The 14,284-nt window shown below is 62.5% G+C and carries 12 protein-coding genes and 1 tRNA gene; 7 read left to right on the top strand and 6 right to left on the bottom strand.

Going from position 1 to position 14,284, the window contains the following annotated elements:
• The first annotated feature begins 75 nt into the window (after nucleotides 1-75).
• The 4 genes from FRF71_RS12480 to mfd all read left to right on the top strand — a co-directional run bounded on the left by FRF71_RS12480 (nucleotide 76) and on the right by mfd (nucleotide 4,950).
• The gene (locus FRF71_RS12480; RefSeq protein WP_147090957.1) at nucleotides 76-576 is read left to right on the top strand and encodes a hemerythrin domain-containing protein; all 501 of its coding nucleotides are present in this window, start codon (nucleotides 76-78) and stop codon (nucleotides 574-576) included.
• A gap of 96 nt (nucleotides 577-672) precedes the next feature.
• Nucleotides 673-1,077: a host attachment protein gene (locus FRF71_RS12475; protein ID WP_147090956.1), complete on the top strand. Its 405-nt coding sequence runs from the start codon at nucleotides 673-675 to the stop codon at nucleotides 1,075-1,077.
• 41 nt (nucleotides 1,078-1,118) lie between these two features.
• Nucleotides 1,119-1,385: an FAD assembly factor SdhE gene (locus FRF71_RS12470; RefSeq protein WP_147090955.1), complete on the top strand. Its 267-nt coding sequence runs from the start codon at nucleotides 1,119-1,121 to the stop codon at nucleotides 1,383-1,385.
• 91 nt (nucleotides 1,386-1,476) lie between these two features.
• Complete coding sequence (mfd, locus tag FRF71_RS12465; RefSeq protein WP_147090954.1) at nucleotides 1,477-4,950, top strand: transcription-repair coupling factor; 3,474 nt, start codon at nucleotides 1,477-1,479, stop codon at nucleotides 4,948-4,950.
• Here mfd and FRF71_RS12460 read toward each other — a convergent pair.
• Nucleotides 4,947-6,221 (bottom strand): GGDEF domain-containing phosphodiesterase, encoded by a 1,275-nt coding sequence (locus tag FRF71_RS12460; RefSeq protein ID WP_147090953.1) that lies wholly within the window; start codon nucleotides 6,219-6,221, stop codon nucleotides 4,947-4,949. The two genes, mfd and FRF71_RS12460, sit on opposite strands and share 4 nt — an antisense overlap.
• Before the next feature lie 102 nt (nucleotides 6,222-6,323).
• Between FRF71_RS12460 and FRF71_RS12455 the strand changes: the two genes are divergently transcribed.
• On the top strand, nucleotides 6,324-7,103 hold the full coding sequence (locus FRF71_RS12455; protein WP_147090952.1) for an NAD kinase: 780 nt from the start codon (nucleotides 6,324-6,326) through the stop codon (nucleotides 7,101-7,103).
• Nucleotides 7,104-7,171: 68 nt separating this feature from the next.
• A tRNA-Asn gene (locus tag FRF71_RS12450) sits at nucleotides 7,172-7,246 on the top strand.
• A gap of 42 nt (nucleotides 7,247-7,288) precedes the next feature.
• Here the strand turns inward: FRF71_RS12450 and FRF71_RS12445 are convergent.
• From FRF71_RS12445 to FRF71_RS12430, 4 genes are all read right to left on the bottom strand, one after another.
• Complete coding sequence (locus FRF71_RS12445; protein ID WP_147090951.1) at nucleotides 7,289-8,020, bottom strand: sulfite exporter TauE/SafE family protein; 732 nt, start codon at nucleotides 8,018-8,020, stop codon at nucleotides 7,289-7,291.
• Between the two features lie 22 nt (nucleotides 8,021-8,042).
• A complete protein-coding gene (secA, locus tag FRF71_RS12440; protein WP_147090950.1) occupies nucleotides 8,043-10,748 on the bottom strand; it encodes a preprotein translocase subunit SecA in 2,706 nt (901 codons plus the stop codon).
• A gap of 89 nt (nucleotides 10,749-10,837) precedes the next feature.
• Nucleotides 10,838-11,116: a hypothetical protein gene (locus FRF71_RS12435; RefSeq protein ID WP_147090949.1), complete on the bottom strand. Its 279-nt coding sequence runs from the start codon at nucleotides 11,114-11,116 to the stop codon at nucleotides 10,838-10,840.
• 146 nt (nucleotides 11,117-11,262) lie between these two features.
• Nucleotides 11,263-11,535 carry an HU family DNA-binding protein gene (locus tag FRF71_RS12430; RefSeq protein ID WP_147090948.1) on the bottom strand — a complete coding sequence of 91 codons (273 nt, stop codon included), beginning with the start codon at nucleotides 11,533-11,535 and terminating at the stop codon, nucleotides 11,263-11,265.
• 30 nt (nucleotides 11,536-11,565) lie between these two features.
• On the opposite strand from FRF71_RS12430, the gene FRF71_RS15480 reads away from it, so the two are divergent.
• Nucleotides 11,566-11,706, top strand: a complete 141-nt coding sequence (locus FRF71_RS15480) for a hypothetical protein (RefSeq protein WP_161597964.1) — start codon at nucleotides 11,566-11,568, stop codon at nucleotides 11,704-11,706.
• A gap of 52 nt (nucleotides 11,707-11,758) precedes the next feature.
• Here the strand turns inward: FRF71_RS15480 and lon are convergent, their stop codons facing one another.
• Nucleotides 11,759-14,167 (bottom strand): endopeptidase La, encoded by a 2,409-nt coding sequence (gene lon / locus FRF71_RS12425; protein ID WP_147090947.1) that lies wholly within the window; start codon nucleotides 14,165-14,167, stop codon nucleotides 11,759-11,761.
• Nucleotides 14,168-14,284: the final 117 nt, after the last annotated feature.

Genomic DNA, 14,284 nt, shown 5'->3' with positions numbered 1-14,284 from the left:
CTTAGCTTTAGATTGGCTGACGGAACTCAATGCCGCCCAATCCCGTTATGGCGAGGCACCCAATAGGAGAGTCCCGTGGCCGAAATTGAATTCACCGACGCCATTGCCATGCTGAAGGCCGATCATCGCAAGGTCGAAGACCTGTTTGCCAAGTTTGAGAGTGCCCGGGGTGAGAGCCGCATGCAGTCGCTTGCCACGCAGATCTGCAACGAACTCAAGGTTCATACGATGCTTGAGGAAGAGATCTTTTACCCGGCGCTCAAGGGCAAGATCGAAGACGACCTTTTGAACGAAGCCTACGTCGAGCACGACGGTGCGAAGGTGCTGATCAACGATATCTTGGGCGCTGCGCCGGACGAGTTCTTTGAAGCCAAGATCAAGGTCCTGTCGGAAGAGATAGAGCATCACGTCAAGGAAGAGGAAGAATCCCGCGTTGGCATGTTCGCTCAGGCGCGCAGTGCCGATGTCGACCTTGTGGCCCTGCGCGATGCGATGTTGGCCCGCAAGGCCGAACTGATGCCGCAGGCGGAAGCCAACGAACTGCCCGAGGCCGAAACCCGGACAATTCACGAATAGGCGCGCCGAACTTTGATGTAGCGCATGGACTGGCAACCCTGCGCGACATCAAATCAGCCGTGGGTCGCAACAGAACGCGGAACTTAGGAGCCGGACATGCTGCTGCCACATGGATGCTACGTCGCCCTGGTCGATGGTGAGACCTTTGACGTTTACCGCAACGCCGGTGCGGAGGCCGAGCCGCAACTGCTGCTGCTCGATCCGCCTGAAATTGACGCGACCAACCATTCGGGCGGCAGTCACCGTTCCAGCCCCGGAAACCACGCCGATAGCCAGGTTGCCGAGGACGCTCATGCCCGCGCTGCGGTGCACTGGCTGAACAGCCAGGTGCTGGAACACCGGATCAAGGATCTCGTCATCCTCGCTCCGCCGCGCACGCTGGGTGAGATGCGCCGCCACTATCACGGCAAGTTGCAAGAGGTTCTGCGCAAGGAAGTTGGCAAGGATCTGGCCGGGTTCGATCCGCGCGACATCATCCACGCGCTGCGCGAAGAACGCTGACCGCTTGCCTTGGCCGCTGTCGAAGCCTAGCGGCGTGAGCCATGATCGAGCCCAATCGCCTCAAGCGTCTGCAGTTCCGTGCCTGGCATCGCGGTACCCGCGAAGCCGATTACATGATCGGCGGCTTCTTTGATCGCTACCATGGCGAATGGGGCGAGGCCGAATGCGCCTGGTTCGAAGCCCTGCTTGAGGAAGAAGATGTTGACATCATGGGCTGGGCGCTTGGCACGCTGGACGTACCGGAAGAATATCGCGGTCCGTTGATGGATGCCTTCCGCAAGCTCGACTACGTCGAAATCCCGCACTGACACGGGGCTAAGCCCGCGCTAAGGCCGCCTTACCGATTCCCACCCCGCTGGCCGCAAAATGGCCCGCGGGGCAATTGTTGTTGCGCGCATCATGGTTGACCTGAACAAGATCCTCTCGGCGAAAGCGCCGCTTACCCTCGCCGGACTAGCGCGCGGGGCGCAGCCATTGGTGCTGGCAGACCTCGCCCGTGCCGCCACGGGTCGTGCCGTTTTCATCGCCCCGGACGAGGCGGCCATGCAAGCCGTTGCCGATACCGCTAGCTTCTTCGCGCCGGAGCTCGATGTCATTACCTTCCCGGCCTGGGACTGCCTGCCCTATGATCGCGCCAGCCCGGCCCTGTCGATCAGTGCCCGCCGCCTCGCTGCGCTCTACCGGCTCCAGGGAAAGCGTGAGGGGCCGCAGCTGCTGGTCACCACCATTAACGCCGTACTCCAGCGGGTTCTCACCCCGTTCCGGATCCGCGAATCGGTAAAGTTGCTAAAGCCTGGCATGGAGATCGGGCGGGAAAGTCTGATCGGCCTGCTCCAACGGCAGGGCTACAGCCGCACCGACACGGTGGTCGATGCCGGCGAGTTTGCCGTGCGCGGCTCGATCTTCGATATCTATCCCTCTGGCCTCGAGGCCGGCTTGCGGCTCGATTTCTTCGGGGATGAGCTGGAGACGCTGCGGCTGTTCGATCCCAACACGCAGCGCTCGATCGGCACGCGCGAGCAGCACCTGCTGCTGCCTGCCAGCGAAGCCTTGCTCGACGACCACAGCATCAAGCGGTTCCGCACCCGCTATCGCGAGCTGTTTGGGGCCAATGCTACCAGCGATCCGCTTTACCAGGCGGTCAGCGAAGGCCGCCGCCTCGCTGGCATGGAGCATTGGCTACCGCTGCTTGAAGATCGCATGGATACGCTGTTCGATCATCTTTCTGAAGACGATCTGATGGTGATCGACAGCGCCGCCCAGGGTGCCGCCGACGAACGCCTTGGCGACATCGCAGACTATTTTGCTGCGCGTACTGACACGGCCGGCAAGGCCGCTGGATCCTATCGACCGATCCAGCCCGATGCACTCTACCTGTCGCGCGATGAACTTTCAGATCGGCAAGCTGGCTGGCCGATCCACCGCGCTGATATCTTTGCCCAGCCAGACAGTGGCACCGTGGTCGATTTCGGCTTCTCCTCGGGCCGCGACTTTGCCCCCGAGCGTGCGCGCGGCGACAATGTTTATGAAGCGGCCGCGCGCTACCTCAACGGGCAGGCGGCCCAAGGCCGCAAGGCGCTGATTGCCTGCTATACCGCTGGCAGCCGGGCCCGGATTGCGGCGATCCTGGGCGAAGCGGTCAAGCCTGCGCCGGTCGAGGCGGAGACCTGGCAAGAGGCGCTAGGCCTTGCCGCCAAGGGCGTGCCGGTCGCGCTGGTGCTGCCGCTGGATAACGGCTTCTCGAACGCCGGCCTTGAACTGATCACCGAGCAGGACTTGCTGGGCGACCGTTTGGTCCGCCGCAAGAAGCGCAAGAAGAGCGCCGATGCGTTCCTGGCTGAACTGGCCGCGCTGACTCCGGGTGACCTGGTGGTCCACATGGACCACGGCATCGGCCGGTATGAGGGTCTGCAGTCAATCCCGGTCGGACAATCGCCGCACGACTGTGTCATGCTGACCTATGCCGGCGGCGACAAGCTCTACATTCCGGTTGAGAATATCGATGTCCTCAGCCGCTATGGCAGCGACAGCGAGTTGGTCGCACTCGACAAGCTCGGCGGCGAAGGCTGGCAGCGGCGCAAGTCTCGGCTGAAGGAACGCATCCGCGAGATCGCGCACGAGTTACTGCGCACCGCTGCTCAGCGCGCGCTGCGTCAGGCCGCCGTACTCGCGCCGGAACAGGCCAGTTACGACCAGTTCACCGATCGCTTTCCCTGGGCCGAAACCGAGGATCAGGAACGGGCCATCGAGGACGTTTTGGAGGATCTTTCTGCCGGAAGGCCAATGGATCGGCTGGTCTGCGGCGATGTCGGCTTCGGCAAGACCGAAGTTGCTCTGCGGGCCGCCTTTGTTGCCGCAATGAGCGGCCATCAGGTGGCGGTGGTTGCCCCCACGACCCTGCTTGCCCGGCAGCACTACAGCAATTTTGTAGAGCGCTTCGCAGGCTTCCCGCTCAACATCGGTCGCCTCTCGCGCCTGGTCCCGGCCAAAGAAGCGACCGCAACCCGCGATGGTCTGGCCGAGGGCACGATCGATATCGTGATCGGCACGCACGCGATCCTGTCGAAGTCGGTCAAGTTCAAGCGGCTCGGCCTGGTCGTGGTCGACGAGGAGCAGCGCTTCGGCGTCAATCACAAGGAAGCGCTGAAACAGCTGCGCACCAATGTCCATGTCCTGACGCTCACCGCCACGCCAATCCCGCGCACCTTGCAGATGGCCATGTCGGGCTTGCGGGAACTCTCCACCATCCAGACCCCGCCGGTCGATCGCCTGGCGGTTCGGACCTATGTGATGGAATGGGACAACATGGTGATGCGCGAGGCCCTTCTGCGCGAGCATCACCGCGGCGGGCAGAGCTTCATCGTCGTGCCGCGGATCGCCGACATGGAAGAGGTCGAGCAGTGGCTGCGCGATACTGTGCCCGAAGTGCGCTTCGTCACCGCCCATGGCCAGATGGGCGCGACCGAGGTGGAAGAGCGAATGAGCGCCTTCTACGAGAAGAAATACGAGGTGCTGCTCTCAACCACCATCGTCGAGAGCGGGCTCGATATCCCAAGCGCCAATACGATCATCATCCACCGTGCCGACCGGTTTGGCCTGGCACAGCTTTACCAGCTGCGCGGCCGGGTCGGTCGGTCCAAGCTGCGGGCCTACGCCTATCTGACCACGCCCGCTGATACGCAGCTCAACGCAGTGGCGGAAAAGCGGCTCAAGGTGCTGGGCGATCTCGACAGTCTTGGCGCCGGCTTCCAGCTTGCCAGCCATGATCTTGATATTCGCGGCGCAGGCAACCTGCTGGGTGATGAGCAATCGGGCCATATCCGCGAGGTCGGGTTCGAACTTTACCAGTCGATGCTGGAGGACGCGATCCTGGCCGCCAAGGCGGGGGACATGGGCATTGCCAAGGAACGCCACGCCCTTTCGCCGCAAATCACGGTCGATGCGCCGATCATGATCCCGGAAGACTATGTGCCCGATCTGGCAGTGCGGATGGCACTCTACCGCCGTCTCAACGATGCCGAGGACACGGGCGAAATTGAGGGAATCTCGGCCGAAATGATCGACCGCTTTGGCCCCCTGCCGGCACCAACCGCCAATCTAATCAAGCTGATCCAGATCAAGCAGCAGGCGATCATCGCCAACATTGCCAAGATTGATGTTGGGGCCAAAGGCACCTTGGTGAGCTTCCACAACGACGAGTTCGTCGATCCGGCTGGGCTGATTGCCTATACCGAACGGCTCAATGGCGCAGTCAAGCTGCGGCCGGACAGCAAGCTGGTGGTCAATCGTGCCTGGGCCGATCCGGTGGCGCGGCTCAATGGCCTGTTCCAGTTGACGAAGGGTCTCAGCGCGATCGCACGCAAGGCCCGTTAGGCGCTTGCATCGGTCAGGAACGCGCTTGCAGCCAGCGGTGGCGAGCGCAGGAACCCTTGATAGGCAAAGCAGGCTTCAGCCGCTGCGAGCAACCGTTGCGCTTCGGTCTCAACGCCTTCGACAATGATGGCGAGGTCAAGCGCGCGGGCCATGGCGATGATAGCGCGCAGCACGGCAAGATCCCGGGCATCGGTAGCCACGCCTTCGATCATCGAGCGATCGAGCTTGAGGTAATCGAGCGGCAGGAGCTTCAGATAGCGGAAATTGCAGAACCCGGCCCCAAAGTCATCGAGTGCAAACTTGATCCCGCTGGCTGCCAGACCGTTGAAGGCGGTCGCGGCGGCCGCAACATCTGCCAACAGGACTTGCTCGGTAACCTCGAGCGTCAGCCGCCAGGTCGGAAAGCGGCTGGCCTTGACCAAGGCGGCGAAGCTTACGCCAAAATCCCCGGCTGCAAGGTCATTGGGGGTAACGTTTAGGGAAAGACGCAGATCGCCGGGCCAGCGGGTTGCTGCCGTCAAGGCAATGCGCGCGATATGACGCGACAGTTGCGGAACATGGTCTGTCCGCTCGGCAATCGCGAACAGGCCGCCAGCACCAATCCGGCCAAGCGTCGGATGGTTCCACCGCGCCAGTGCCTCGGCCCCGATGAGTCGATCGGTGCCGCACGCATATTGCGGCTGGAACAGGACCTCGATCTCGTCGCGGTCGAGAGCTTGCAGTAGATCCGCCTCAAGCTGTGCTGCGCTGCGTCCGGGTCGTGTGCCCTCGCCATCAGCCCAAGCCAGCCGGCGACCCGGCTGGGTCACCAGCGTATCCAGCGCGTGCCCCAGGCGATCAAGCATCGAATCGGCACCTTCGCCGTCCAATCCGCGCAGCAAGGCAGCACGCGGGCTGAGGCGCAGCGTGCCGCCCACCGCCGCAATTGGGCGGGACAGTGCATCAAGCAACTGCGTCGCGACCAGCTGCCAGCGTTCGCGGCTGCACGGTTCGGAGCTCACCAGCAGGAATTGCCCGCCGCTGCTGCGGGCGACCAACCAGCTGCCCTCCAGTTCATCGGCCACGAAGTGCTTCAAGCGCGCTGCGCTCTCGATCAGCGCTGTATCGCCTGCGGCTGCGCCATAGGCCAGGTTAACCGCGTCGAACCGCCGCAGGCCGATCAGCAGGGCATGAACCTGCACCCCCTCGCTCAGCCATTCTGCCAGGCGCGTGCGCGCGGCATCCCTCCCGACCAGTCCGGTCAGGCTGTCACGGGTGACATCGAAGGGCATTGGCACACTCATTCAAGTGCTAACTAACAGCAGCTACCTACCAAACCCTTGCCAGGGCTATGCGTTGCCAAAACCGCCTGCGCCCCATATGCACCACGCAAGATGAGCCAACCGCCCCGCCTCGCCCTGCTGGCATCAGACACGCCGCGCGCCCAAGAGGCTGCCGAAGCCTATCGTGCGCGTGAAAGCTTCGTCAGCGAGGCCGAGGCTGAAGCCGTAATCGTCCTGGGCGGCGACGGGTTCATGCTGCAAACGCTACACCACATGCTCGATAGCGGGCGCGTGTTGCCGGCTTATGGCATCAACCAGGGCACCATCGGCTTCCTGATGAACCATCCGCGCGGGACCCGCACGCTGGCAGAGCGCGTGGCGCGGGCCCGCCGCATTGCCGTTGCCCCGCTGGAAATGACTGCGACCACCGGCAGCGGCAAGCAGGAGGCCTTCTACGCAATTAACGAGGTCTCGCTGCTGCGCGAAACGCGTCAGACCGCGCGGCTTGAGGTATCGGTCAATGGCAAGGTCCGCGTGCCGGACCTGGCCTGCGACGGCATCCTGGTGGCTACGCCGGCCGGCTCGACCGCTTACAATCTCTCTGCCAACGGCCCGATCCTGCCGCTTGGTTCGAACATGCTGGCCCTGACCCCGATCAGCCCGTTCCGCCCGCGGCGCTGGCGCGGGGCGATCCTGCCGGATCACTACGAGATTGAATTCCGCGTGCTCGATCCGGTCAAGCGGCCGGTCGCCGCCGTGGCTGACCAGAAGGAACTGCGCGATATCCTGGCGGTCAAGGTTCGCACAGCCCCGTCGCAGGCGCTGACGCTGCTGTTCGATCCGGGCAAGAGCCTGGAGGAACGCATCTTCGCAGAACAATTCCAGTTCTGACGCGCGACCCCCTTGCCAACCCGGTTTGCGGTGGTATAGGCGCGCACCTGTCCCGGAAACGGGACTGCTCCTCGATAGCTCAGCGGTAGAGCACTCGACTGTTAATCGAGCGGCCGTTGGTTCGAATCCAACTCGAGGAGCCACTATTTCCCAAAGGCCTCGCCGATCGGCGGGGCCTTTTGCTTTCAGCGCAGCAGCAATTGCGATCCGGCCCAGATTGTCAGGGCGGCGGTCAGCCAGCGGATTACCTTTTCGGGCAACAGGCGCTGCGCCATCAGGCTGCCGAGCTGTCCACCCGCAATCACCGCCACCAGCAAAGGCAAGGCACCGCCCAGCGCCTCGGCAAAGCGTTCCGGCCCGTTCTTGGTCAGTTGGCCGACCAATCCGGCGATCGAATTGATCAGGATGAAAAGGCTGGCCGTCGCCGCGATCTGCCGCGCGCGATTCCAGCGGGTGAGGTGCAGCAGCGGAGCGAGGAAGATTCCCCCGCCAATTCCAACGAGGCCGGCCAGATAGCCCAGTGGAGCAGCCGCAAATCCCATCCAGCGAGCGGCCGGCGCTGGTTGGCCTTCGCTCTCAGGAGAACGCGGCAACAGCAACGCCAGACCAGCCAGGATCAGGCTCAAGCCGAGCAGCAAGAGGAAAGTTGCTTCCTTGATCGGCGTCAGGCCGCCAAGAAACGCCAGGGGAGCGGCAACCAGGGCGAGGGTCAGCGCGCCGCGCCAAGGCACCAGCCCACTCCGCGCGAACCGAACCGTGCTGCCGCTGACGACTACGATATTGCAGCAAAGCGCGACGATCGGCAGCAGCCGATAATCGAACCCCACCAGCGCCAGCAGCGCGCTGTAGGTCGAACCGCCGCCGAACCCGACCGAGGCATAGAGCAGCGCAGTAACGAAGAAGCCCAGCGCCAGCATCAATCCCCCCTGCGCTAACCGGTCAGGCCACGGCGCCGTGGCAGTGCTTGTATTTCTCGCCCGAACCGCACGGGCACGGCGCGTTGCGTGACAGGCCCATTGCGGCATAGGGATCGCCACCCGCGGCAGCACCAGTACCCAACGCACCGAGCATGGCAGAAGCGCCCGGGGTCGAGATCGCGTCGTTCTCACCGGTGAAGGGGTCGATGTGGCTGGTCAGGAAATCGGGCAGATCGGGCAACTCGACCGGATCAGGCATGCGCAGCTCACTGTTCATCAGGATGCGGGTCACGTCCTCGCGGATCACTTCCAGCATGCGTTCGAACAGGCCGAAAGCTTCCTGCTTGTATTCGTTGATCGGCTGCTTTTGCGCATAGGCGCGCAGGAATACCACTTGGCGCAGCGCATCGAGCGTAGCGAGGTGTTCCTTCCAGTAGTGGTCAAGCCGCTCAAGGAGGACCTGCTTTTCAACCTGGCGCCAGATCGCGGCATCCTGGCCAACCTTGGCCTCCGCCCGCTCGTCCGCAAGAGCGACGATCCGCTCCTCGATGACGTCAGGCTCTAGCCCGTCTTCCTGCAGCCAATCCTGCACCGGCACGTCCATGCCGAGGATTTCGCCCAGCTTCAGTCGCAGCCCATCGATATCCCACTGTTCCGGATAGGATCCCGGCGGGCAGGCAGTGCCGACCAGCGCATTGATCGTATCGTGGCGCATGTCGACCACCACGTCGTCGATCGTTTCGGCATCCATGATGTCCGCGCGCTGTTCGTAGATTACCTTGCGCTGGTCATTCATCACGTTGTCGTATTCGACGACCTGCTTGCGGATGTCGTAGTTGCGCGCCTCGACTTTCTTCTGCGCAGTCTCGATCGCCTTGGACAGCCACTTCGATCCGATCGCCTCGCCATCGGCAAGGTTAGAGTTCATCATCTTCGAAAACAGCGTGTCCGGCCCGAAAATGCGCAGCAGGTCGTCTTCCAGACACAGGTAGAACTTTGACAGGCCTGGGTCGCCCTGCCGGCCCGAACGGCCGCGCAGCTGGTTGTCGATGCGGCGGCTTTCATGGCGTTCGGTGCCGATCACGCAAAGCCCGCCAGCGGCGAGCACTTGCTGCCGCTCAGCCTCGATCTCAGCCTCGATCTTCGCAATCGCCGCGTCGCGCTCGGGCCCTTCGGGCATGTCCTTGAGCTCATCCTCGATCCGGAACTCGGCATTGCCGCCCAGCTTGATGTCCGTCCCGCGGCCAGCCATGTTGGTCGCGATGGTCACTGCACCAAGCCGGCCGGCCTGGGCGACGATGTGGGCTTCCATCTCGTGGAAGCGGGCGTTCAGGACGGCGTGCTTGACCCCTTCCTGCTTGAGAAACTCCGAGAGCATTTCCGACTTTTCGATCGAAACCGTGCCGACCAGTACCGGCTGACCGCTTTCGTTCCTTTCGCGGATCAGTTTGGCGATCGCCTGAAACTTGTCGTTGGTGTTCTTGTAGAACTCGTCCTCTTCGTCGATCCGCTGGACCGGCACGTTGGTCGGGATCGAAACCACGTTCATGCGGTAAATGTCAAAGAATTCGGCCGCTTCGGTCGCCGCAGTACCGGTCATGCCGGCGAGCTTGGGATACATGCGGAAATAGTTCTGGAACGTGATCGAGGCCATCGTTTGGTTCTCGGGCTCGATCCGCACCCCTTCCTTGGCTTCAACCGCCTGGTGCAGGCCATTGGACCAGCGCCGGCCGTCCATCATACGCCCGGTAAACTCGTCGATGATGACGACCTTTTCGTCCTTGACGATGTAGTCGATGTCCCGTTTGAACATGACATTGGCCTTGAGGCTCTGGTCAAGGTGGTGGACCACCTGGGTGTTCTCGACATCGTATAGGTTCGACCCCACCAGCAGCCCAGCTGCCTCAAGCTGGCGCTCGGCCCATTCCACCCCTTCCTCGGTCAGGGTGATGTTCTTGGTCTTTTCGTCCTTTTCGTAATGCTCTTCAGCGATCTGCTTCACGATCGCATCAACTGCGATGTAGAGCTCGCTCTTGTCATCGGTCGGACCGGAAATGATCAGCGGCGTGCGCGCCTCGTCGATCAGGATCGAGTCTACTTCGTCGACGATCGCGAAATTGAACGGGCGATGGACCATCTGGCCCCGCTCCTGCTTCATGTTGTCGCGCAGGTAATCGAAGCCCAGTTCGTTGTTGGTCGCATAGGTGATGTCGCAGGCATAGGCCTCCCGACGCTGATCTTCGGGCATGTTGGGCACAATCACGCCAACGGTCAGGCCCAGGAACTTGTAGATCTGCCCCATCCATTCGGCGTCACGCTTGGCGAGGTAATCATTGACCGTGACGACGTGGACCCCCTTGCCTTCCAGCGCATTGAGGTAGACCGCCAGCGTCGCCACCAGGGTCTTGCCTTCACCGGTACGCATTTCGGCAATCTCGCCGCGGTGGAGAACGATCCCGCCGATCATCTGGACATCAAAGTGGCGCATGCCCATTCGGCGCTTGCCGGCCTCGCGCACGGTGGCAAAGGCCTCGGGCAAAATGTCGTCAAGCGTCTTGCCCTCGTCCAGCTGGCGGCGGAACTTGACGGTCTGGGCGGCCAGCTCTTGGTCGGTCAGGGCTTCGATCGTCGGCTCGAAAGCGCTGATCTGGCGGACAATCTTGTCCAGTGACTTGACGTACCGGTCGTTAGACGAACCGAAAATGGCCTTGGCGATGGCGCCGATCATGGGCAATTCCTGCTGATTCAATGGGATATGGGCAGGCGCGCAGCCGCCTGTGGCCGCGCGCGATCAGTGTACGGGATTTTGCGGAAACGCTATTCGAGCGCGCGGTCGGGACCGTAAAGAACCGAAGGAATATAGACCCGCCCACGCCCAGGACGAACCCGCGTGGCCTGACGTTCCCGCCGTTCCTTCTGGGTAACTGGGGCATCGACGGCCTGGGTCTGTGTTGGCGATGGCCGGGCCGAGCCGCGCACACCATCGGTCACGCCGATTTCGGTATCCGCATTGCCGTTCATGCGCGCCTGGACCGGGGCGGCCTGGGCGACAAGGCCGGTCATCAATGCCAGCAGTGCAAGGAGGATACGCTTCATTAGCGGCAATATAGGTGAGCCGTTGCCAACCGTCCACCCCGTGCGGACTCCCCTCCCCGAAAAGCCAAGCGCCGCGCCTGCATGGAGCAGACGCGGCGCAATCTGGCTAGGCGACCGCGAGGCGGTGCGGCCGTCAGAAGAGCTGCTTAGTTGACAGCATCCTTCAGGCCCTTGCCGGCCTTGAACTTCGGCTGGGCCGAAGCCTTGATCTTCATCGGTTCGCCGGTGCGCGGGTTGCGGCCGGTCGAAGCCTTGCGCTTGGCAACCGAGAAGGTGCCGAAGCCGACGAGGCGCACTTCATCGCCCTTCTTCAGGGCGCCAGTGATGGCGTCAAAAACGCCTTCAACAGCCTTGGTGGCGTCGTTCTTAGTCAGGCCGCTGGCATCCGCGACTGCGCCGATCAGGTCTTGCTTGTTCATGGAGAGTACCCCCTACCTTTATGGGAATTGATGACTGGTTTGATTCGCCTCGAAAAGCTGGCGGAATTGAGCCGCTTTTCCGGAAACTGTCAAAGCGAAACCTTGCTGATTTCGGGCGATTATCCACCGATTCCCGCCATTCCTGACCGTCTTTGTGCAGTAAAGCGATGATCCGGGCCGATGCTGCGATGCAGCGAATCGGCCCGGACCATGCAACCGGAACTCAGTGAGCGGTTCGCGCATCACCCGCGGGGGGGACAGTTGCGGCACTTGGCTGGCTGGCCAGATCGTCTGCCTCGGTCCATTCGATTGGCTCGGGTACCGAAACCAGCGCCCGCTCGAGCACTTGGTCGACATGGGCAACGGGCACGATCTCAAGCCCAGCCGTGATGTTCGCTGGCAGTTCAGCCAGGTCCTTCACGTTCTCTTCCGGGATCAGCACGGTTGTGATCCCACCACGCAGCGCCGCCAGCAGTTTTTCCTTGAGCCCGCCGATCGCGAGCACCCGCCCGCGCAGGGTGACTTCGCCGGTCATGGCAATGTCCTTGCGCACCGGGATCCCGGTTAGAGTCGAGACGATCGAGGTGACCATGCCGATCCCGGCGCTCGGGCCATCCTTTGGCACCGCTCCTTCGGGCAAGTGGATGTGGATGTCCTTGCGCGAGATCAGGCTGGGCTTGATCCCATAGGCCGGTGAACGGGCGCGGACGAAACTGAAGGCCGCCTGGACGGATTCGTTCATCACCTCGCCCAGCTTGCCAGTAGTCTTGATCCCGCCTTTGCCCGGCACCGTGACGCTTTCAATTGTCAGCAGCTCGCCGCCAACCTCGGTCCAGGCGAGCCCCGTGACGGCTCCTACCTGATGCTCTTCTTCGGCCTCACCAAATTTGAACCGCCGCACGCCGGCATATTCGCCTAAGTTGTCAGGCGTGATCGTGATCGTGGTTTCCTTGCCTTCAAGGATCTTGCGCAGGCCCTTGCGCGCCAGCCGCGCAATTTCGCGCTCCAGCGTACGAACCCCGGCTTCGCGAGTGTAATAGCGGATCAGATCGCGTAGCGCGGCTGATTCCAGCGTAAACTCACCGGCCTTAAGGCCATGGGCCTCGATCTGCTTGGCAACCAGGTGGCGCTCCGCAATCTCGACCTTCTCGTCCTCGGTGTAGCCCTCCAGCCGGATGATCTCCATCCGATCGAGCAAAGGCTGCGGGAGGTTGAGGCTGTTCGCCGTGCAGACGAACATCACGTCGGAGAGATCGTAGTCCAGCTCCAGATAGTGGTCCTGGAACTTGGCGTTCTGTTCGGGATCAAGCACCTCAAGCAGCGCCGAGGCCGGATCACCCCGGAAGTCCTGGCCCAGCTTGTCAATCTCGTCGAGCAGAAACAGCGGGTTGCTGGTCCCAGCTTTGCGCAGATTGCTGACAATCTTGCCCGGTAGCGATCCGATGTAGGTGCGGCGGTGGCCGCGGATTTCGGCTTCGTCGCGCACGCCGCCAAGCGACTGGCGAATGAATTGCCGCCCGGTCGCCTTGGCGATCGACTTGCCCAGGCTGGTCTTGCCGACACCCGGGGGGCCAACAAGGCACAGGATCGGGCCCTTGAGCTTGTTGGTGCGGGCCTGGACCGCGAGATATTCGACGATCCGGTCTTTGACCTTTTCCAGCGCATAGTGATCGGCATCGAGGATCGCCTGCGCAGCGGGAATATCACGCTTGAGCTTCGACTTCTTGCCCCACGGCAGCCCCAGCAGCACATCGAGATAGTTGCGGATGACAGTCGCCTCGGCGCTCATCGGCTGCATCGTGCGCAGCTTCTTGAGCTCGGCATTGGCCTTGGCCCGCGCTTCCTTGGACAGCTTAAGCCGGTCAATCTTTTCCTGCAATTCCTGCAGTTCGTTGCCATCGCTGGCATCGTCGCCGCCGAGCTCCTGCTGGATCGCCTTGAGCTGCTCATTGAGGTAGTATTCGCGCTGGGTCTTTTCCATCTGGCGCTTCACGCGCCCGCGGATGCGCCGCTCCACCTGCAGTACGCCCAGTTCACCTTCCATGAAGGAGTGAGCCATCTCGAGCCGCTTGAGCGGATCGATCTCGCTGAGCATTGCCTGCTTGTCGGCCACCTTGGTCTGAATGTGCGCGGCCACGGCATCGGCCAGTTGCGAAGGCTCGTTGATTTCGCCCAGGTTCTCACCGGCGTCCTGAGGCAGCTTCTTGTTGAGCTTGGCGTATTCGGCGAATGCATCGACGACCGAGCGCATCATTGCCTCGATCTCGCTGCCGCTGGCCTCGGGCTGGTCCATCGCCTCCACGCTGGCGACAACCATTTCGCCCGACGCCGTCGTTTCCAGCCGCAAGTCTTCCAGCCGCGCTCTTTGGCGAGCCTCGACCAGCACCCGAACGGTTCCGTCTGGCAACTTGAGCAGTTGGAGCACGGTCGCGACCACGCCGACGTCATAGAGATCGTCACCGTCGGGATCGTCGCAGCCCGGATCGAGCTGTGCGAGAAGAAAGATGTCCTTGTCGCCCGCCATTGCGGCTTCCAGCGCCGCAACCGACTTTTCGCGGCCAACGAACAGCGGCACGACCATGCCGGGAAACACAACAATATCGCGCAGAGGAAGTAGGGGGAGCAGTTGCATGGTGCTATCCAAAAATCATCCGGCGCCCGCCGGCGCCATCCGGGTGAATCCCGGTCTTGTCGCAGATATGGGGTCGACTCATGGACGGCGCAATGGGGGGCACTTTCAGGTCTGTGG

The organism is Novosphingobium ginsenosidimutans (assembly GCF_007954425.1).
GTDB classification, from domain to species: Bacteria; Pseudomonadota; Alphaproteobacteria; order Sphingomonadales; family Sphingomonadaceae; genus Novosphingobium; species Novosphingobium ginsenosidimutans.
The sequence above is the reverse complement of the archived record's forward strand: the minus strand, read 5'-3'. Positions and strand labels throughout refer to the sequence as shown.